Origin of the sequence: Streptomyces sp. ADI95-16, assembly GCF_003721495.1 — a bacterium.
GTDB lineage: Bacteria > Actinomycetota > Actinomycetes > Streptomycetales > Streptomycetaceae > Streptomyces > Streptomyces goshikiensis.
On record NZ_CP033582.1, the window covers coordinates 516,223 to 537,022 of the forward strand.

The 20,800-nt window shown below is 70.6% G+C and carries 15 protein-coding genes; 13 read left to right on the forward strand and 2 right to left on the reverse strand.

The window, feature by feature from the left end:
* Nucleotides 1–130 precede the first annotated feature (130 nt).
* Both EES41_RS39245 and EES41_RS39250 read left to right on the forward strand, forming a co-directional pair.
* A complete protein-coding gene (locus tag EES41_RS39245) occupies nt 131–1,078 on the forward strand; it encodes a hypothetical protein (RefSeq protein WP_216827324.1) in 948 nt (315 codons plus the stop codon).
* Nucleotides 1,075–2,457: a DnaB-like helicase C-terminal domain-containing protein gene (locus EES41_RS39250; RefSeq protein WP_123083297.1), complete on the forward strand. Its 1,383-nt coding sequence runs from the start codon at nt 1,075–1,077 to the stop codon at nt 2,455–2,457. The genes EES41_RS39245 and EES41_RS39250 overlap by 4 nt, the downstream gene beginning before the upstream one ends.
* Nucleotides 2,458–2,613: 156 nt before the next feature.
* Here the strand turns inward: EES41_RS39250 and EES41_RS39255 are convergent, their stop codons facing one another.
* Nucleotides 2,614–2,916 (reverse strand): hypothetical protein, encoded by a 303-nt coding sequence (locus EES41_RS39255; RefSeq protein WP_123083298.1) that lies wholly within the window; start codon nt 2,914–2,916, stop codon nt 2,614–2,616.
* A gap of 966 nt (nt 2,917–3,882) precedes the next feature.
* Between EES41_RS39255 and EES41_RS39260 the strand changes: the two genes are divergently transcribed.
* The 7 genes from EES41_RS39260 to EES41_RS39290 all read left to right on the forward strand — a co-directional run bounded on the left by EES41_RS39260 (nt 3,883) and on the right by EES41_RS39290 (nt 16,437).
* On the forward strand, nt 3,883–4,287 hold the full coding sequence (locus EES41_RS39260; protein WP_123083299.1) for a hypothetical protein: 405 nt from the start codon (nt 3,883–3,885) through the stop codon (nt 4,285–4,287).
* Nucleotides 4,288–4,883: 596 nt separating this feature from the next.
* Nucleotides 4,884–5,090: a DUF5988 family protein gene (locus EES41_RS39265; protein ID WP_073780722.1), complete on the forward strand. Its 207-nt coding sequence runs from the start codon at nt 4,884–4,886 to the stop codon at nt 5,088–5,090.
* Nucleotides 5,091–5,213: 123 nt separating this feature from the next.
* The gene (locus EES41_RS39270; protein WP_123083300.1) at nt 5,214–6,530 is read left to right on the forward strand and encodes a beta-ketoacyl synthase N-terminal-like domain-containing protein; all 1,317 of its coding nucleotides are present in this window, start codon (nt 5,214–5,216) and stop codon (nt 6,528–6,530) included.
* Between the two features lie 272 nt (nt 6,531–6,802).
* A complete protein-coding gene (locus EES41_RS39275) occupies nt 6,803–13,120 on the forward strand; it encodes a type I polyketide synthase (RefSeq protein ID WP_123083301.1) in 6,318 nt (2,105 codons plus the stop codon).
* Between the two features lie 828 nt (nt 13,121–13,948).
* On the forward strand, nt 13,949–14,695 hold the full coding sequence (locus EES41_RS39280; RefSeq protein ID WP_123083302.1) for an IPT/TIG domain-containing protein: 747 nt from the start codon (nt 13,949–13,951) through the stop codon (nt 14,693–14,695).
* Between the two features lie 93 nt (nt 14,696–14,788).
* Nucleotides 14,789–15,808, forward strand: a complete 1,020-nt coding sequence (locus EES41_RS39285; protein ID WP_123083303.1) for an IPT/TIG domain-containing protein — start codon at nt 14,789–14,791, stop codon at nt 15,806–15,808.
* A 161-nt stretch (nt 15,809–15,969) separates the two neighbouring features.
* A complete protein-coding gene (locus tag EES41_RS39290; protein WP_174261878.1) occupies nt 15,970–16,437 on the forward strand; it encodes an Ig-like domain-containing protein in 468 nt (155 codons plus the stop codon).
* 300 nt (nt 16,438–16,737) lie between these two features.
* Here the strand turns inward: EES41_RS39290 and EES41_RS44330 are convergent, their stop codons facing one another.
* Entirely contained in the window at nt 16,738–17,175 is a 438-nt protein-coding gene (locus tag EES41_RS44330) for a cold-shock protein (protein ID WP_367995821.1), read from the reverse strand.
* 335 nt (nt 17,176–17,510) lie between these two features.
* Here EES41_RS44330 and EES41_RS39300 point away from each other — a divergent pair, with 335 nt between their 5' ends.
* The 4 genes from EES41_RS39300 to EES41_RS39315 are packed head-to-tail and all read left to right on the forward strand — an operon-like array spanning nt 17,511 to nt 20,722.
* Nucleotides 17,511–17,939, forward strand: a complete 429-nt coding sequence (locus EES41_RS39300; protein ID WP_123083306.1) for a DUF6415 family natural product biosynthesis protein — start codon at nt 17,511–17,513, stop codon at nt 17,937–17,939.
* 60 nt (nt 17,940–17,999) lie between these two features.
* On the forward strand, nt 18,000–18,644 hold the full coding sequence (locus EES41_RS39305) for a transcriptional regulator (RefSeq protein WP_123083307.1): 645 nt from the start codon (nt 18,000–18,002) through the stop codon (nt 18,642–18,644).
* Between the two features lie 6 nt (nt 18,645–18,650).
* Nucleotides 18,651–19,784, forward strand: coding sequence for an aminotransferase class I/II-fold pyridoxal phosphate-dependent enzyme (locus EES41_RS39310; protein WP_123083308.1), 1,134 nt, complete (start codon nt 18,651–18,653; stop codon nt 19,782–19,784).
* Nucleotides 19,781–20,722 carry an ornithine cyclodeaminase family protein gene (locus EES41_RS39315; protein WP_123083309.1) on the forward strand — a complete coding sequence of 314 codons (942 nt, stop codon included), beginning with the start codon at nt 19,781–19,783 and terminating at the stop codon, nt 20,720–20,722. Before EES41_RS39310 ends, EES41_RS39315 begins: the two co-directional genes overlap by 4 nt.
* Nucleotides 20,723–20,800 lie beyond the last annotated feature (78 nt).

Consider the following 20,800-nt stretch of genomic DNA (forward strand, 5'->3'; position numbering starts at 1 on the left):
GGAGCGCCCCTGCGAGGTCCCGGAGGAGGTGATCCTCCGGTGTGAGCTGGTGCGGACGCCGGGATTGCAGCCGGAGGATCTCGGGGTGCTGGCGGAGCTGCTGCTCCGGGACCCCCAGCTCCCCTCGACCATGGAGGCGATCCGCAAGGACCTTCAAGCGCGGGGCTGGAAGATGGGCAAGGACCGGTACAACGCGATCGCGGGCCGACTGGCCAAGGCCGGCCACCTCGCCCGGATCTCCGTGTACGACGAGGTCGCCCAGCGTCCCACCTGGGTCACTCGCGTCTACCGCAACCCGGCCAACAACCAGCAGTACATCGATCTCGGAATCACCGCATCCTCGCAGGTCGGCACCGAACGGCTGGAAACCCGCGATCCGGAGCCGGAGCCCGGACGGGAACCGCTGGAAACCCGCGTTTCGCCTGGGCAGGGCCGGAACGCGGGAAACCCGCGATCCGGAGCCGGATCGCGGGTTTTCAGCGATCTGGAAACCCGCGTTTCGCCTGCGCAGAGCCGGGGTGCGGGAAACCAGCGATCCGGTGTCCACCCCCCGCACCCCCCGGGGGAGGAGGATTCCTCCTCCCCCTACCCCCTTACCCGCGCCACGGGGTCGCTGCCGTCACAGCGGGCGGAGGCGCCGGAGTTCTCCCGTGAGGAGATCCGGTCCGCCGAGGACTTCCTGCAACAGATGCAGCAGTGGCAGGCAGGGCTGGCGACCGCGCGCAAGAGCGCCCCGAAGCTGCTGCTGACGATGCGGGCACAGAGCTGGCCGGCGCTGACGACCATGGACGAATGCCAGCGCCGGAAACTGGAGGACGAGATTTTCAAGAACACCACAGGCGCTGCCTCGTGGGTGAAGTGCCTGCCCTTGTGGGTGGCGGACCTGCGCCGCTACCGTGCTCCCGGCCCGGCACCGGCCGCGCAGCCGGGGCCGGCGCCGCAGGACCTCGTCGTGCTGCGGGCGGTCTGCCCGGCGTGCGACCAGTACGGCTGGGCCGTGGACGACGACGACGATGCGCCGATGCGCCGCTGTACCCACCCGGGCATCAAGGCCGACACCCTCGAAGAGCTGCAATGAGCACCTCCGGCGCGGGCATTCCCGCGCAGCAGTCGGACGGAGCCAGGGTGGCGAGCACCGAGGCCGAAACGGCCGTGCTCGGTGCGTGCCTGACGGCTACACCGGCCTATGACCCGGTTGCGGCCGCCGCATCGGTCTTAAGCGACAGCGGTGACTGGTTCCACCCCCACCACGAGACGATCTGGCAGGCGATCTTGGCTCTGCACGGCCGGAGCAAACCCACCGGAGTGCCGATGGTTGAGGCCGAACTGCGCCGCAGCGGTGACCTGGAACGGATCGGTGGAGCCGTCCGGCTGTCAGAGATCGCCGCGCAGGCGTGCACGTCCGTCGAGGCGGCGCACTACGCCGAACTCGTCCACGGTTACGCCCACCTGCGCCGCTACCAGCAGGCCCTGGTACGCGGCATGCAGACGGCCCGTCAGGCCGGCCCCGCCGCCGTCACGGACGCGATCGCCGCACACCAGGCCGAGCTGGAGCACCTCGCCGCCGACCAGAGCGGCGACGACGGGCTCTTCGAACGGTTCGGCGACGGCCTCCAGCAGCACCTGGAAAGCCTGGAGACCACGGCCGAGGCGGCGGCCGTCACCGGACTCACCGACCTCGACCAGGCCCTCAGGATGCGACCGGGGAACGTCGTCGTGGTGGCCGGGCGCCCGGCCATGGGCAAATCGGCGATAACGCTGGGCGTCGCGCTGGCCAACGCCCATTCGGGCAGGACCACCATCGTGCACAGCCTGGAGATGGGCCGCAGCGAGGTCACCAACCGGGTGCTCTCCAACCGGGCCCGCGTCAGCTTGCACCAACTCATGGAGGGCGGGCCGGCCGTCACCGACGACGACTGGAGACGCATCGCCCCGCGCCTGCCCGACCTCTCGGCGCTGCCGCTGTGGATGGACTACACCCCCCGCGTCACCCCGGGTCTGGTCCGCACCCGCATCAAGGCCCTGATCCGGCAGACAGGCCAAGTGCCCCTGGTCGTCGTCGACTACGTCCAGCTCATGTACACCGACCAGCGCACCACCCGGCAGAGCGCCTACGAGCGCGTCAGCGAAGTCAGCCGCGAATTGAAGATCATTGCCGAGGAGACCGGCGCGGTCATCATCTGCTGCGCCCAGCTCAACCGCGGCCCCGAACACCGGGACGGCAAGAAGCCGCAGGTGTCCGACCTGCGTGATTCCGGGCAGCTGGAGCAGGATGCGAGCGGCATCATCCTGCTGCACCGCGAGGACGCGTACGACCCGGACAGCCCCCGTGCGGGGGAGAGCGATCTCATCCTCGCCAAGAACCGCAACGGCCCCACCTGTTCGATCACCGTCGCGCACCAGTTCCACTACTCCCGCCTGCGGGACATGACCCACGGCAACGAACTGGACGTGTAGCTCCTCAGGCTGGTCACGGGCGCGGGCTCGTCGGGTCCAATCGATGCCGCACGGATGCCGCACGGCCCGGCCGGGCCGAATGAGCGCGTGCTGCCCGAAGGCCTACACGCGTAGAACGGAAGCCATGCCGGTGATCTCCCTCTCTCGTCTCGGGATCTACAGCGCGAAGTCGCTGAGGCTGGTCCAGCTGACGGGGTTGTGCCAGAGGCCGGCCTTCGCGGCGGCCCAGTCCATGTGCCATCCGGGCCTGAGCCCGCGTGCCCCCCAGCTGTCCGGCTGCTTGTCGGGGATGTCAAGTCCAGCCGTGTGTGCGGCGAGCGCGGCCTCGTACACCTCGTACGCACGGCGCAGGGCCGCGGCCGGGGAGTCGGCGACGCCAGTGAAGACGTGCAGGCCGCGCCGGCCCGGGTCGGTGGTGTGGTGTATGGGGACATCGACCACATAGATGCGCGGGTGCATGACGTCCAGCTCCTCTCGTGATTTCGGGTGAGACCAGGTCGGAACTCCAGGTGGATCGTGATCCAGCGCCGGAGATCACCAGCGCTGGTGTGGTCGGTGCTGCGGTGCGCGACGAGGCCGGCCGTTGTTCCCGGCGCCCCGACGGATGCGGTCGTGACGGCGGTCAACAGGCGCGTCCCGCTCACCGGGCATACGGGGCTGTCCGTGCGGTGAGCGCCCCGGCACCCAGGCTCCCGGCTCCCGCTTCGAACCGGTCGGGGAGCTGCTCCGGATCCGCCTCATGGGTGGAGGGCGGCGGAACCACCGCGTCTTCGGAAGGCGGTGGCCTGTCCGGCTGCTCGTGTGCTCTCGGCGCGGCGGCCGACCCGTGGCCCAAGCGAGACGGTCGGCAGCCGTGGCCCGGAGAGGATGGACGGCCCACCGGGTGGATACCACCCGTTATCCAGCGAATTGGCATATGACCGCAACGGCGGACAAAGGACTACCACTCGGATGGCGTAGTCCGGCGGGATGGACTGATTCTTCGCACGGCATATGCCAGAGGCGCGCCCGCGACTATCGTGTCCATTAACGGGTTGCACATGACGTCACCGCCCGCGCGTTGCGAACGGGGCGCGAAAGGGGCGCGAAAGGTGTCGCAGCCGGCTCCGCGCCTGTTATGGGGGTTCCTGTAGTTGCGCCTGAGGCGTGCGGGGCTTGCCGGTGCATCCGATCGGGTGATGTGGGGGAGTCGCCCCTAGAGATGCCGCCCAGCTTGGGTGCTTACTGATGCACGAACCGGCGGGTCGCCCATCCCATCTCCGGGAACCTCCTTGCGACCCGTTCCGTTCGTCATTCCCAGCAGGTGAAGTGTCAGACGATCAGGGCGAGTTCCAGTTCCCACAGCAGCTTCTGGACAGAGCGGGGATCCGCTCCCGTCGGCCGCCCTTGAAATCAGGCCCGTTCATCACCTCCAGGGAGTTCATCATGAACCGTTCCCGCCTTGCCGCGGCTACCGTAACCGCCGCCATGGCGGCGGCCGCCGCTGTGGGCTTCGCCCCGCTCGCCGTGGCGGCTCCCGCCATGGCCCCCTCGGCGTGCGTCAGCGACCTCCAGGCCGCCGAGACCTCCAACAACGCCGCGATCGCCGCCGACCAGGTCAACAACACAGCGGCCGCCCGCACCGCCAACCTGTCCACCGCCACCTCGCTCGTCGCGGCGATCGGCGACTGCGCGGGGCAGGTGCCGGTGGTGGGGGCCAACGTCCTCACCGCCTCCGCGAGCAACGCGGTCGCGCTCGTGTACAACCTGCTGGGCGCCTCGGCCTCGGCCCTGGGCGCCGAGCAGGCGACCGCATCGGCGCTCACCCAGGCGCTGGCCGTCGCGACCTGACGGTTCGCGGGAAGGCACCCCTGAGCGGGGTCGCCCGCCCTTCCACCCCCGGCGACGGCCGGACTCGGCCGTCGCCGGACCACCGCGTCTCCCCTACGGGTGGCGCGCAGGCCGCCACCCGTCTTCTCCGCGTAGTCGGCGGCGGGTGGCGAGCCCGGGCGGCGGAAGGCCGGCCCGGGCGGCGTGACGAGGGGCCGCTCGTGCCGGCAGGGGCGCCGGGGGCCACGTGTCCCGGCCAGGCGGGCGACCGGTGGAGACACCGGCGCCGCCCTTCACCCTCCATTCACGGGGCGCGGTCCGCAGGCGTGGTGTCAGGGCATTCGGCCTCCGTATCGAGTCATGGCTCCTTTCCACACATGACGAGGTCACTATGCTGCTGGTTTCCCAATTTCTGCGGTCCCTGTGCCGGACCTGTCTCCTGGTCTCCCGGTGCCTGATTCCCAGGTATGACTCCTTCCGACCCGATGAAGGAGCCGAAGTCCCCGAAAGCCGGCGGGAAATGCGGAACGCCCCGTGAAACTGAGACCCGACGACAGCAGAGGTCGGGGCGGTAGCGCATTTCGCTCCGGACCGCCACCTCGACACAGGAGCTGGACATGTCGGAAAAGATAAGCGTGATGCTTGCCGGAGGACCGGACTGGGCTCCCGTCGTCTGGAGCGTGAAGTCCGTGGAAGGCGAGCCGAAGGTCAAAATCCTGTGCGGGAATGCCTACGAGCATTTCGAGTTCTCGGGCTTCCACCTCGTCGAAGGTGAGCAGAGGCCGGTATACCGCTGGTGCTGCCGTACCTACGTGGCTGAATAGGCCGGTGCGCCGGCCCGGCAGATCAAAGGGCCGCACTGCGGCACGGTGACCCATCATAGCCGCCCTTGGCTGATCCTGAAGGGGAATCTCGATGAAGAATCCATTGTCGCCTGAGGGTGACTCGTGACCAGGCGGGCCGGGGGACGGGGGCGAGACGCCGTAGTCACCGGAATCGGACTGTGCCTTCCCGGCATCGATTCCCCGGTCTTCACGGCCGACGAACTCTGGCAGGTGGCCAGCAATGGAATGTCATGCCTTGTCAAAAAGGGCGTGTACTACGGCAGCGTGAACCTGTCGAAGGAATCGTTCGAGGAGAGAGTGGTCGGTATTCCCGACTTCTTCTCCCGCCATTACACGGACGCCCACCGCTTCGGGCTGGTATCCCTCGCACAGGCGTGTGCGGACACGGGCCTCGATGTGCACCGCGATCTCCAGGAGGCCGCCGTCCTCGTCGGCCGCGGGGGTGTGGACGCCAACATCGACAGCTACCTCGCCGTCCTCAGAGCCGACCCCGCGACCCTCCCCGTCGCCGAGGCGATGGAGATGTTCGTCGCGGCGGAGCAGTCCGTCACCCCCTCGGACGTGGCCCTGGTCCAGGGCGCGCTCACCCGGTCCAAAGGCGCCAACTTCACCGTTTCGTGCGGCTGTGCGTCCTCCGCCCTCCAGATCGGCAACGCCCAGCGCATGATCGCCGCCGGTGAGGCCGACATCGCCGTGGTGACCGGGGTGGACGTCTTCAGCGTCCCCCTCATCCACAACATCCAGCGTCTGCTGAGCGGAGCCCAGCAGACGTACGACGCCATGCGGTCCCAGGACATGCCGGCCCTCCTTCCGTCATTCGAGTCCTTGATGCGTCCGTACGACCGGCGTGCCGACTGCATCAACCACGGCGAAGGGTCCGCGACCATCGTCATGGAGAGCCGCCAACACGCTTTCGCACGGGGCGGCCGCGTCTACGGCCAGGTCCTCTCGCAGGCCACCACTCGGGACGGGCTCGCCAATCCGCTGGCTTGCGACGACACCGGACAGGCGCTGGTGTCGGCGGTGCGGCGGTGCCTCGGCGACACCTGGGAGATCGACCAGGTGCCCTACGTCCATGGTGGCAGCGACGGCAACGTGGTGGTCACGACGTTCGAGGCCAACGCGATCAGGGAGCTGTACGGCCCCGCGTCACGCGATCTGCTCATGTCCTCCCAGGAGGGCTGCTTCGGTCACAACGGCGCACCCGCGGGCTGTCTCGGAGTGGCCCTGACCCTGCTGATGATGAACCACGGTCAGGTGTGTCCCACGGCCAACTGCGAGGAGCCCGCGGACAACCTCACCTTCGACCCGGTTCCTGGGACGGCCACGCGGCCCCTCGACTTCGACTACGCCTTCACCTTCAACTACCAGGTCGGAGGGCTGAAGAGCGCCATCCTGCTGGGGAGTGCCGACGTCTGAGTCCCTCCTCCGCCCGCTCGACTGAGCTGTTCGCGGGCCGTCGCCGACCCGAAGCCGACGGCGCCCCGCGGGAGCACGAGGTCCTGCCCGTTCCCCGCGGTTTCCCGCGGACCCGCCCCCGAAGGCCACCTGCCGACCGCGGGCACACGCCATGGCCGGCGCCCCGCCCCGATCGTCGCGCCGGCCATGTGGCATGCCTGCCTCTCCTCGAACTCCCCGAGCTCCGCGAACCACACGCATCCGCTTTCCCCTTGGACGACTAGGAGACTCCCGTGGTGGCCCTGGACAAGTACCCCTCCCGCCCCGCGAACGGGCCCATCGCCGTCATCGGCATGGGCTGCCGGCTTCCCGGAGACATCGACTCACCGGCCGCCCTGTGGAATCTGCTGATGGAGGGCCGTGAGGCGGTGGGCGCGCCGCCGCCCGGCCGTGACGCGCCGGCACCCTCGGCCGGGACGTCGGCCGACGCGCGGGCCGCGCGCCTGCCGGGCGGGTATCTGACCGACGTCTCGCGGTTCGACGCGGACTTCTTCGGCGTCTCCGGCAGAGAAGCCGACGTCCTCGACCCACAGCACAGGCTCCTGCTGGAGGTCGTCTGGGAGGCCCTGGAGCACGCCGGCCTGCCTCCCGACGGGCTCGCCGGTTCCCGCACGGGCGTCTACACCGGTCTGAGCTACAACGACTACATGGACCAGCTCGTCGGTCTGCCCCAGGAGCTGGAAGGCTCCATCCTGACGAACGGTCACTGCGTGGCCGCAGGCCGCATCTCCTACCTCCTCGGCCTGCACGGCCCCAGCATCGCCCTCGACACCGCCTGCTCGTCCTCCCTGGTCGCCTTCCACCTCGCCTGCCAGGCACTGCTCCGCGAGGAGTGCGATCTCGCGCTGGCCGCCGGCGTCAACCTCATGCTGACCCCGCGCACCACCCGGTCCTTCACCAGGATGGGCATGCTGTCGCCCACCGGACGCTGCCACACCTTCGACGCCGCCGCGGACGGATTCGTCCGAGGCGAGGGCTGTGGTGCCGTCGTCCTCAAACGCCTGACCGACGCCCGCAGGGACGGCGACCGCATCCTCGCCCTCGTCCGCGGTTCCGCCGTGAACCAGGACGGCCGCTCCGACGGCCTCGCCGCCCCGTCATCCACCGCGCAGCAGGCCCTCTACCGCACGGCGCTCACCCAGGCGGGAGTCGACCCGGCGCAGATCTCCCTGATCGAAGCCCACGGCACGGGCACCCCTGTGGGCGACCCGGCCGAGTTCAGCAGCCTGGCAGCCGTGTACGGCAACGGCCTCTCCCCGTGCGCCCTCGGCTCGGTCAAGACGAACCTCGGCCACTTGGAGCCCGCCGCCGGCATCACCGGACTGATCAAGACCGTTCTGTGCCTCCAGCAGGGGGTCATCCCTCCCAACCTGCACTTCAGCAGCTGGCACCCCGCCATCGCCGCGGACGCCACCCGCTTCTTCATCCCCGTCGAACCGACCCAGTGGCCCGGACGGCAGCCGGTCAGGCTGGCCGCGGTCTCCTCGTTCGGTTTCTCGGGCACCAACGCCCACGTCATCCTGCAGCAGCCCCCGCGGCCCAGCCGCCGCGCCGGCCTGCCCGCCCCACGCCGGCCGGAGAGCGCGCCGCCCGAGGTGATCCTGGTCGCCGCCGGATCCCACCGGGCACTGTCGGCCGCGGCCGACCGCCTGGCGGACTGGCTCGAAGGGGAAGGGGCGCGCGTCCCGCTGCGGGACGTGGCCCACACCCTCGCCCTGCGCCGCAGCCCCGGACGCGGGCGCCTCGCGGTCGTGGCCCGTTCCCGCGCCGAAACCCTGGAGGCACTCCGGCTGTTCGTCGCGGGCCTGCCCCATCCGGCCCTCGTCTCGGGCACGGCCGATGTCACCGCTTCTCACCAGCCGGTATGGGTGTTCTCCGGCCAGGGTTCCCAGTGGACCGGCATGGGCCGCGGGCTCTTCGCGCACCACGAACCCTTCGCGAAGGCCCTGACCGATGTCGATGCCCTCATCCAGCAGGAGGCGGGGTTCTCCGTCCTGGAGCTGATCCGCTCGGACGAACCCCTCACCGGATGCCCGAGAGTCCAGCCGGTCCTCTTCGCCCTGCAGATCGCCCTGGCCGCGGCCTGGCAGTCGCACGGCGTCCGGCCCGCCGCCGTCATCGGGCACTCCATGGGAGAGGTCGCGGCAGCCGTCGTGGCCGGAGCGCTCACCCTCAGCGACGGGGTCCGCGTCATCTGCCGCCGCTCGGCACTGCTGGAGCGGATCGCCGGGACGGGCGCGATGGCCAGCGTCGCCCTGGACCAGGCCACCGTGGAGGCCGACCTCGCCGACGCCGGGACCGGCGCCGTCTCAGTGGCGGTCCTGGCCGCGCCCGGCACCACCGTCGTCTCCGGTGACGCCGACCAGATCGCCCGCCTGATCACCCTGTGGGGGGACCGCGGGATCCTCGCCTCGCCGATCGCTGTCGACGTCGCCTCCCACAGCCACCACGTCGACCCCCTCCTGCCCGATCTGCACCAGGACCTCATCGATCTGCGCCCCCGCGCGCCCCACATCCCCTTCTACTCCACCGTGACCGAGGACCCGCGGCACAACCCCCTCCTGGACGCCGCCTACTGGTGCGACAACCTGCGCCGGCCCGTCCGCTTCCGTTCCGCCGTGGCCGCCGCCGCCCAAGACCGCCACCAGATCTACATCGAGATCTCGCCCCATCCCGTGATCACCCAGTCCCTCACGGACAGCCTGGCCGAACTGACCCCGGACGCACTGGTCCTGCCCTCACTGCGCCGCGGACTGGACGAAACCGTCACCCTGCGGACCCAGCTCGCCGCGGTCCACTGCGACGGCGGCACCGTCGACTGGATCCCCCTGTACGGCGGCGGCCTTCTGACGGACGCCCCCACCATCACCTTCGACCGCACCCGCCACTGGACCTCGGGCGAGGCGCAGCCGGCCGACGCGGGGGCCCTGCCCGGCCGGCACACCGAGATCCCCGGCGAACCGATCCGCCACACCTGGACCGCCACCGCCCCGGCTCGCCATCTGCCCTGGCTCGACGACCACCGCGTCCACGGCACCGCCGTCCTGCCCGGGGCCGCCTTCTGCGCCCTCCTGCACACCACGGCCAGAACCGCACTGGGCGGTGATACCACGGACATCGAGATCACCGACGTCGCCTTCCACGACCTGCTGCGCCTGACCGACGACACCGAAATCAGCACCACGCTCACCCTCGCCGCCTCCCAGCAGGCCACCGGTGAGATCCACTCCCGCCAGCCCGACGGGTCCTGGCAGCTCCACGCCTCGGCGGTCACCCGCCGTGGGCTCACACCCCAGTCCGCTCGTGCCGCCTCCGTCCCGGACCTCGACCGCAAGCACCCCGTCCCGCTCGATCCGGCCGCCCTCTACGCCGGGTTGCGTGCCTGCGGCCTCGAACACGGCCCGGCCTTCACCGGCATCACCAGCCTGCACACGAACAGCCACCGGGACAGCTTCTGGGCCCGCATCCAGCTTCCGGCCGCCGCCCGCACTCCCGAGCACGCGCTGAGCCCCCACCCGGTCCTGCTCGACCTGTGCCTGCAACTGCTGGTCGCCGGAACCGGTCACGACAGCGCCCCCGCGCCCATCCTGCCGGTCCAGGTCGGCGCCCTGCGCATCCTGGGCGACCCCTCACAGGCCGTCCACGCGCACGCCTGGGTCACCGAGAACACCGAGACCACCCTCGCCGGACACGTCCGTGTCCTGGACGCCGACGGCCGCCCGCTCCTGGCCCTCGACGGCGCCCGCTTCGCCCGCCGCGCACCGGCCGACGGCACCACCGTCGACCAGTGGTTCCTGGAACTCGGATGGCATCAGGCGCCCCGTTCCCGCGCCAGGCAGGCACCCCCCGGCAAGTGGCTCGTCGTGGACGAGGGAGACGGCGAGGCCGGACGCCTGGCGGCACTCCTGAGGGACGCCGGCGCCCACGCGGAGGTGCGAGAAACCCCACTGAGCACGGAGGGGCTCGCCGCACTGGCCGACGTCTTCCGCAACCACCTGGCCGCCGGAGCGGGACCCTGGCGCGGTGTCGTCATGCTGTGCGCCACGCCGTCCGCCGACGACAGCGATCCCACCCACGGCGCGGAGCAGCGCGCCAGGCGACTGCTCGCCTTCGCTCAGGCCGCCGAAGACCACGACGGAACATGGCGCCTGTACGCCGTCACCCGGCACGCCCGCGCGGTCACGGCGGACGAGGCCGGCCACCCCGCCCACAGCACCGTACGCGGCGTGGCCCGTGTCCTCGCGATCGAGCACCCGCGCCTGCGCCCCACCCTCGTCGACGCCGATCCCGGAACACACGGGCTGCGCGCGCTGGCCGCCGAACTCCTCGCCGACGCACCTGAGGACGAGGTCGCACTGCGGGACGAGCGCCGATACGTGGCGCGCATCGACCGCGCCCCCGTCACCGCGGCCGAACGCACCGCCTCCACCACCCGGGTCGTCCGCTACGGGGAGGACGGGTTCCGCCTGCGCGCCGGACGCCTCGGCGATCTCGACAGCCTCGAACTGGCGGCAACCGGCCGTCGTCAACCCGGCGAGGGAGAGGTGGAGGTGCGCGTCCAGGCCGCGGGGATCAACTTCCGCGACGTCCTGACCACCCTCGGCATGCTCGGTTCAGAGCCCCTCACCCCGTACCGCATCGGCTTCGAGTGCGCGGGTGAGGTCACCGCCGTGGGAGAGGGCGTGGACCACGTCCGCGCCGGAGACACCGTGGCTGCCGCCCAGCTCGAAGGCGGCGCCTTCGGCTCCTTCATCACCGTTCCCGCCACCGCCGTCGTCCCCGTCCCGCCCGCCCTCACCACCGAGGCGGCGGCAGGACTGCCCACGGCGTTCCTCACCGCCTGGTACGCCCTCCACCGCGTCGCACGGCTGGCCCCCGGTGAACGCGTCCTCATCCACTCGGCCAGCGGCGGCACCGGCCTGGCCGCCATCGCCGTCGCCCGCCTGCTGGGCGCGGAGGTCCTGGCCACCGCCGGCACCGAGGAGAAACGACGCTACCTGCGCGGCACCGGCATCCGCTGCGTCATGGACTCCCGCTCCCTGGACTTCGCCGAACAGACCCGCCAGGCGACCGGCGGCGAGGGCGTCGACGTCGTCCTCAACTCCCTCGCCGGCCCCGCCGTCCGCGCCGGGCTCGAAGCACTGCGCCCCTTCGGCCGCTTCGTCGAACTCGGCGTACGCGACATCCTGGCCGACGCCGCCCTCAAACTGGCCCCGCTGCGCCACAACATCACCTTCTCCACCGTCGACCTCATCGAACTCCAGCAGCGCAAACCCAAGTTGTTCGGCACGCTGCTGCGCGAGGTCATGGACCACATCGCCGCAGGACGCCTCAAGCCGCTGCTGTGCACCGCCTATCCGCTCGATCTGGCCGCCGACGCCTTCCACTTGATGGCCGGCGCCCGGCACATCGGCAAGATGGTGCTCACCGTCCCCGACAGGGGAGAGACCACCGCCGTCCTGCCGGACGGGCCTCCCGTCGTACGCCCCGACGGCGCCTACATCGTCACCGGCGGCCTGGGCGGTCTCGGGATCGCCACGGCGCGCTGGCTCGCGGAGCAGGGAGCGGGCCGTGTCGTCCTCAACGGCCGCCGGTCCCCGTCCCTTGAGACCGCACGCGCCGTCAAGGACCTGCCCGGGCAGAGCACGATCGTCCTCGGCGACATCTCCCTGCCCGGCACCGCCGAACGGCTCGTCGAGGCCGCCACCGAAGGCGACATGCCGTTGCGCGGGGTCGTCCACTGCGCCATGGTCCTCAGCGACGCCGCCCTGGGCACCATCCGCGACTACCAGATCAAACGGGTGTGGGCCCCCAAGGTCACCGGTGCCTGGAACCTCCACCGCGCCACGACCGGACACGCCCTGGACTTCTTCGTCCTGTACTCCTCGATGAGTTCCCTGCTGGGCAACGCCGGACAGGGGACGTACGCCGCCGCCAACGCCTGGCTCGACTCCTTCGCCACCTGGCGCACCCGTGGCGGCCTGCCCACGCTGGCCGTCAACTGGGGTCCCTGGGGCGAGACGGGGCAGGCCACCGATTTCGCCGATCGCGGCTACGAGACCATCCCCACCCGCGAGGGGATCGAGGCCCTGCACACCCTGCTGGCCCACCAACGGGTCCAGACGGCCGTCATTCCCGGTCCGCCGCAGACCTGGATCCCCCGCGCGGGCTCGGCCTCCAGCCTCTTCGCCCTCCTCGCGCCGGACGACCTTCCGGCTGCGGACGAGCCCGAGTCCGGCGGCTCCGGCATCCACGCCCGCCTCCAAGGCCTGCCTGCCGGCATCGCACGCCAGAGCGCCCTGGAGACCTACCTGGGCGACCACATCCGCGCCATCCTGCGCACCGGCAGCGCCACGCTGGATCCGCAGACCCCTCTCAAAGCCCTCGGCTTCGACTCGCTGCTGGCCACTGAACTACGCGTCCGCCTCGAAACCGAGCTCCCCGTCCGTCTCGCCGGGAACTTCATCTGGCAGCACCCCACCGTGGCCTCCCTCGCCACGGCCCTCGCCGCCCTCATGGGCCTGGCGCCAGAGGCGAAGACATCGCCTTGACGCCGGCGCCCCCAATGCGCTCCCGCGGCGCGCCCCTCCATTGGGGTGACGGTGCCGGCAGATGCTTGCGGCACATGCCAAAACCCTGAGTCAATTGAGTATCCAACCGGTGGGCAGCCCATCCCTCTCGGGGGGCGTGGCCCTGTTATGGCCTGCGGCTCTCTGCTGGTCAGGGGGCCACCGACGTACCGGAGTCACGATGGGCCCCCTCGAGGGGGGTTGGATCACCAGTCGGTGCCGCTTATGTGGCACCGACTGGTCGGTTGTAGGGCTCCGTCACCCGCCCCGTGCGACGGCCCGGGTGAGCTCGAAGCGTTGATGACATGCCGCTTCCACCGAGCCGCGACCACGACCTCGCCGTGACCACGACCTCGCCGCGCGCCGCCCCGCCGGCCGGGGCGCGTCGCGAACGCGAACGTAGTGGCCACTTTTTGATACGTCGTCAGAGAGTCCGTGGTCAGCCGTCGCAGACGCGCGGCCCTTTTCCAGGTGTGCGTTCCCCCATTCAGGTGACAAGTAGAGCCGGAGCCTTGTCAGCGATACACCCGTATGGGTCACTTGGAACAGCAAACCGGTGGGCCGCCCATCCCAACCCGGGGGATCGTGGTAATGGCGGCGCCTGCCGGTTTTTCCGTTGGGCGTGTGCAGGAGCACTCCGCGAAACCCCGCAGCCCGATCGATCCGCTCGTCCTCCCCTCAAGCGGTTTCCGTGAACGCAGGAACCCACTGTGCGCTTCGGTGCCGCTCTGCCAGGCGTGTCTTCGGCGCCGGGTGTCCCGCCGGTCGGCTGTGTCCTCTGTCCCTGTTCTGACAACGAGGAGTCTCTCCATGCCCATCTCTCCGAACCAGGGGTCGACCGGCGGTGGCACGCTGGTGACCATCACCGGTACGAACCTCTCCGGCACCACCGCGGTGAAGTTCGGCACCAAGCCGGCCACCAGCTTCACCAACGTCTCGCCGACCCAGGTCACCGCGGTATCACCGTCGGGTACGGGCACGGTCGGCATCACCGTGACGACTCCGGGCGGTACCAGCAACCCGATCCCCTTCTTCTACGTCGGCGCCCCGTTCAAGTCCTCGCTGGGGGCGACGTCGGGTCCGCTGGCCGGCGGGAACACGATCACCGTCAACGGTGTGGGGCTGTCGACCGCGACCAGTGTGACCTTCGGCGCGGTGCCCGCCACCCCGACGGTCGTCTCCGACACCCTGCTCAACGTGGTCGTGCCGGCGGGTGCGGTGGCGGGTTCCGTCGGGGTGAGCGTCACCACGGCGGGAGGCACCAACAACGGTTTCACCTACACCTACGTCGACGTTCCCACCGTGGCCACGGTCGTCCCGTCCTCCGGGCCCACGTCCGGTGGTACCGCCGTGACGATCACCGGTACCGGCCTCGGCACCACCGACTCGGTCACCTTCGACGGGGTCGTGGCACCGTTCTCCGTGGTGAACTCCACCACGCTGTCGGCGGTGAGCCCGCCCGGAACCGCCGGCGCGGTGGACGTGGTGGTCACCAACCCGGCCGGCTCGGCAACGGCCGTCGGCGCCTTCACCTACGTCACAGGCCCCGGCATCTGATCACTCGTCCCGCCGCCGCCCGGCTCACCAGCGGGCGGCGGCACCGTCGTGCCCGACTCCGGGCCCCGACCCAGGCCGTCGCAGGAGCACCTCATGCCGCCCACACTCAGTGCCATCAGTCCCTCCCTAGGCCCCACCACCGGAGGCACCACCGTCACCCTCACCGGCACCGGTCTGACGGGGTCCACATCCGTGCGATTCGGCAGTACGCCTGCCTCGTTCACCGTCAACTCGGCCACCCAGATCACCGCCGTCAGCCCCCCCGGCAGCGCGGGCGCGGTGGCGGTGACGGTCGTCAACCCGACCGGCACCAGCAACGCGTTGATCTTCACCTACGTCACGGTCGTGGTTCCGGTGGTCACGGCGGTGGCGCCCAACAACGGTCCGACATCGGGCGGCACCAGCGTCACCATCACCGGGACCGGGTTCACCGGCGCCACCGCGGTGCGCTTCGCCGATGTACCGGCGGCGTCGTTCACCGTCAACTCGGCCACCCAGATCACCGCCGTGACGCCGAGCGGAAACCCCGGCGGCGCCGCGGTCACCGTGACCACGCCCCTGGGCACCAGTGCCGTTTCCGCCGCCTCCTACTTCTTCTACGCCGCGCCTCCCGTACTGACCGATGCCAGCCCGGCCCAGGGCCCGACGTCGGGGGGAACGGTGGTGACGCTGACCGGGTCCAGTCTGCTCAACGCGAGCGCGGTCCGCTTCGGCTCCACGAACGCCACCTCCTTCACCGTGGTGTCATCGACACAGATCACGGCCACCGCGCCGGCCGGCACGGGGAGTACCCAGATCACGGTGATCACCCCGGGCGGCACGAGCAACCCGGTGCCCTTCGCCTACATCCCCGCTCCCACACTCACCGGCCTCGTGCCCGTCAGCGGACCGACCTCCGCCGGCACGGTCGTCACCCTCACCGGCACGAACCTGGCCACCGCGACGAAAGTCACCTTCGGCGCCACGCTCGCCGCCTTCACGGTCAGCTCCGACACACAGGTCACGGCCACGGCACCTGCCGGGGCCGCCGGTCCGGTGTCAGTGAGCGTCACCACCGCCGGCGGCTCCACCGCCGGCCTGATCTACACCCGCGTCGCCGCCCCCGGCATCTGACGGCGCGTCCGGCCTGGTTCCAGCGGGTGCGGCCCGCTGGTCCAACCGGGTTCCCTCTGCGCGCGGCCTCTCGCAGGAGGAGGGAAGTCGCCCTAGCGTGAAGATCACCACAGCACGTACGACCCTGCGGGACACGTCCGACGACGTAAGGAACTGAACCGGTGAGAATCACGCGAGGCAGAGGAAATCTGGTCGTCACCACCGCGCTGGCGGCCGTAGTGGGGCTGGCGTCGTCCGCTGCGGCCGTGGCGTCGAACACCACCGTGACGGCCACTCCGCAGACCACCACCGCGGGCTCGCCGGTGCAACTGCACGCATCGGTCGGCTGCGCGTCCGATCCCAGCGGCGGTCTGGGCCTGACGTTCTTCGACGGCGGCAACCTGCTGGCCACGGTGCCCGTGAACGCCAGCGGCCAGGCCGACTTCAGCACCACCTTCACTGTCGGCACGCACACGATCACTGCCGCCTACAACGGCAACGAGACCTGCGATGCCTCCAACAGCACCACGACCGTCGAAGCCACGACCGCACCCGCTCCACCCAGCACCACCCCCGGATGGTGCCTGCTCGCCTGCGGTGGCCTGATCAACTTCAGCACCGGCAACATCACCAACTACATCCACACGTGATGGCCGGCAGCTCGTCGGGCAGAGGTCCTGACTCGGCGAGCGGTACGGCTCGTGTGGAAGAGCGCTTTCAGCCGTGCGCGACGTCCGGAGCGGCGTCAGCCGTGTGACGTGCGGGGCACCACAGGCGCCATGGCGCGCGGTGTGGATCGCGCGGATCTCGCTCATGGCCCGCCTGGCGTCGGCCGGGTGCTCGGCGCGGTACGCCCCGAGCACCCGGCGGATCCTCTGCCACTGCGCGGCAATGCCGAGATCCGCGGCCACCGCCGCGTACATCCCTCCCCGGGCCGTCAAGATGCACTGTCAGGGTGTCCACTCCCAAGGATCAGCCTCAGCCGCACCCCTGCCCCCGTACGTGATACCGCTGACCTGGGTGCGTAAGACCCTCCGCGCACGGTGGATGTTGTCGGCCCGCAGTCCCGCACTGTCCAGGATGAGGTCGAAGAGGACTTCCTCGCCCTGACGCAGGTCGCCGTCCCTTCCGTGAATCGCCGAGGCTTCCGCCCGGATGTCAGGTCCGGCGCCCTCCTGGCTGATGAGACCGATGCCCCGGCCCAGGTCGAACCACTTCACGACACCGCAGGGCGACACGCTTCCCCACTCCGCTCTGATCGGATTCAGAAGGCGACACTGTCCGCCCGATCTCCACCGGTGGGGAGGGCGTGTGCAGGGGCGTGAAGCAGCACACCCCCGCGTGACCGCAGTCGCCAGGCGCCGCCCCCGGCCCGGCCGGCATCGCACGGTGCCACTTCCCCCGGCGATGTACTCCCGCCCCTGAGACGGCCGAAGAAGCGGGCTCCGATGCGAGCGGGCTTGTCAGCACGGGGCGTCAACGCTCAGCCCGTGCTGGTCACACAGGATGCCGAATGCTGTGCCTTTCCTGCGGGCTGCCGGTCGGCCGCCGCTATGGTCGGGGCAGTCCGCGCCGATCAGGCGTGCGCGGGCGAGGCCCGGTGCCAGCAGCGCTCTGGCGGCAGTATCACCGGGCCGCCCCACTACCCCCTGCAAGCGAGGTCCCCCGCGCGCGGGCCGGTCGGAGTTCCTCAATGACCTACAGGCCACCACCCCGGCACCCGGTGACACGCGGCGACGGCCGTACCACCCCCGAGTCGGGGCACGTTGCCCTGTACGACCCCGAAGGACACCTCAACGGTGAACTCCCTCTCGACAGGGCGTTCCACGAGCGCGTCGTCAAGGCCGTGCTCGGCTGGCCCGCCGACCCCGGCCTGTGCCCCGCGGACCTCGAACAGATCACCCTGCAGCTGACGGGCGCCGCCCACGTCGTGGCCGACGACGTCCGTCACGCCGCCGGACAGCTCACCGGCGGCCACACCGCCCGCATCCTCGCAGCCGCCGTCCTCGCCGAAGCCCAACACCGCCTCGCGGCCGACCCGCAGGGCACCGTGCGCTGCGCCCAGGGCCACGCCCGCCTCGTCCGCACCCTCTACGAGCACCTGGACCACCTCACCGAAGCCGCACGCCGCCGCCCCGTCAAGGCTCTGTGAGACCGCCGCGGGTCGCCAGGGGTCTGGACTTTCCGTCCAGTCTGGACGTACAGTCCAGGCATGGGTGAAACAGAAGAGGTTCCCGACCCTCGAATTCGGACGTGGGGCCCGGTGTGCCAGGCGGTCGCGCTGTTGCTCGGCCCGTACGCCGAGGTGGTTCTGCACGATCCGGACACCGACCGGGTTCTGGAGATCTGGAACCCGATGACCACCCGCCGCCCGGGCGATCCTTCGATGCTCGGCGAGCTGGACGCGCTCGACCCGTCGGCGCGCGACGTGTACGGGCCGTACGAAAAGCTGCTGGTGGACGGCCGCCGCCTGTCTTCGGTCAGTGCGGTCCTGCGGGATGCGCAGGGCCGGCCCTCCGCGGTGCTGTGCGTCAATCTCGACCGCACTCCGCTGGAACAGGCCGCGGCGGTCCTGTCCGCCTTCGGCGCACCGACCGTCCAGCGGCCGGAGCCGTTGTTCGAAGAGGACTGGTCCGAACGCATCCAGCACATCATCGGTTCCCACGTCCGTGAGACGGGCCGCCCCGTCGAACGCATGACACGCCAGGACCGCCTGACCGTCCTGGGGCGTCTGGACGAGGCCCGGGTGTTCGCGGTGCGCCGCGCGGCCCCGGTCGTCGCCGGGGCGCTGCGGGTGTCCCGATCCACCGTCTACGGCCTGCTGGCCGAGCTCAGAACACCGAGTGCAAAGGACTGATGCACCATGACCCGGCTGCCCGATTTCCGTCTGGAGACCTACTTCTCGCGGTGGGAGTTCACCGCCCGTCATCACCTGACCGCATCCGACGTGCAGACCACGACGCTCGGCGAGCTCCTCGCGCTGGCCGACGACAAGGACCGGGACGCCTTCGAGAACCTGTCCCTGGGCTACACCCAGACGTTCGGCGACCCGGCGCTGCGAGAAGTGATCGCGCAGACGTACGAGCACGCGGAGGCCGACGACGTCATCTGCTTCGCGGGCGCCGAGGAGGCCATCTACCTGGCCATGAACGTCCTGCTCGACGCGGGCGATCACGCGGTGGTGGTGACACCGAACTACCAGGCCGCCGAAACCGTGCCGCTGGCGCTGTGCGAGGTCACCGGGGTGGCCCTCGACCCGGACCGGGACTGGGCCCTGGATCTCGACGAGGTGGCCGCGGCGATACGCCCCAACACCCGCCTCGTCTCGGTGAACTTCCCCAACAACCCCACCGGCAAGATCATCGACGCCGCCGACTTCACCGCGCTGGCCCGGCTGTGTGACGAACGGGGCATCCATCTGTTCAGCGACGAGGTCTACCGCGGTCTGGAGCGCGACCCGGCCCGCGCCCTGCCGCAGGCCACCGACCTCTCCGAGCGCGCCTTGTCATTGAACGTGACCTCCAAGTCCCTGGGGCTGCCCGGGCTCCGGATCGGCTGGATCACCTGCCGCGACCGCGCACTGCTCTCCCGCCTGGAGCGCGCCAAGCACTACACCACCATCTGCAACTCCGCGCCCAGCGAGGTCCTGGCCCGTATCGCGCTCAAAGCCCGCGACACGATCCTGGACCGCAACAGGGGCCGGATCGAGGCCAATCTGCCGGCCTTCGAGGCGTTCTTCGCCGAGTTCGCGGACGACTTCGAATGGCAGGCCCCGGACGGCGGGTGCGTCGCGTATCCCCGCTACCTCGGCACCGACGGGGTGGAGTCGTTCTGCATCCGTCTCGTGGAGGAAGCCGGAGTCCTGCTGCTGCCCGCGAGCATCTACCGTTCGGAACTCACCGCCACCCCCACCGATCGGTTCCGCATCGGCCTCGGCCGACGCGACCCCGAGGAGGGCCTGGCCGCCTTCGCCGACTTTCTGCGGGCCCGTCGATGACTCTCCCCGTCTTCGATCGGACCGCCATCGAAGGGGCGGTCACCACGCAGCTGGTGCTCGACACCGTCCGGGATGCGCTGATCGCCCACGCGGAAGGCCGCACGAGCGTGCCGCCGCCGCTGCACATGGCCTTCCCCGAAGCCGACGGCGACTGCCATGTGAAGGCCGGCTGGATCACCGGCGCCGCCAACTTCACCGTCAAGATCGCGACCGGCTTCTACGGCAACCCCGTCTTGGGCATCCCCTCCAACCACGGCCTGGTCTGCGTCGTCAGCGCCCGCACCGGACAGATGCGCGCACTCCTCGACGACCGCGGCCTGCTCACCGCATGGCGCACCGCGGCAGCGGGCGCGTTGGTCACCCACGCCATGGCCCGCCCCGATGCCACGACACTGGCCGTCTTCGGCACCGGCGAACAAGCCCGGCTCCAGGCAACCTGGCTGGCCGGACTCCGCACCATCAGCACGGTGCTCGTTCACGGGCGCAGCCCGGACAAGGCCAACGCCCTGTGCGAACAGCTCCACGCGCGCGGACTGGACGCCCGGCCCGCAGTGACCCAGGACGCGGCCGCCGCCGACATGGTCATCACCACGACCCCGGCCACATCCCCCGTCCTCAACGCCGCCCACGTGCGCGAGGGCGCACACGTGACGGGCATCGGCACGGACATGCCGCACAAGAACGAGCTGCCACCCGCGCTGTTCCACCGCGCACGACTCATCGCGACCGACGACCACACCCAATGCCTCGACCACGGAGACTTCGGCCACGCCGTCCGTGCCGGAGCCACCGGCCAGAACAGCGACACCGCGGCCGGCGAACTACTGAAAGGACCCGTCGACCGCCCAGAAGCAGCGATCACGGTCGCCGACCTCACCGGGGTGGGCGCGCTCGACGCGGCTCTCGCCTCGGCCGTCCTCGACCAGCTCCTGCGGTGAGCACCGGAGCCAGGCGGGCGAAGCACCGCTGACACCGCTCACACCCCCCACTGGCCAGCACCGACCACGACCTCCTCA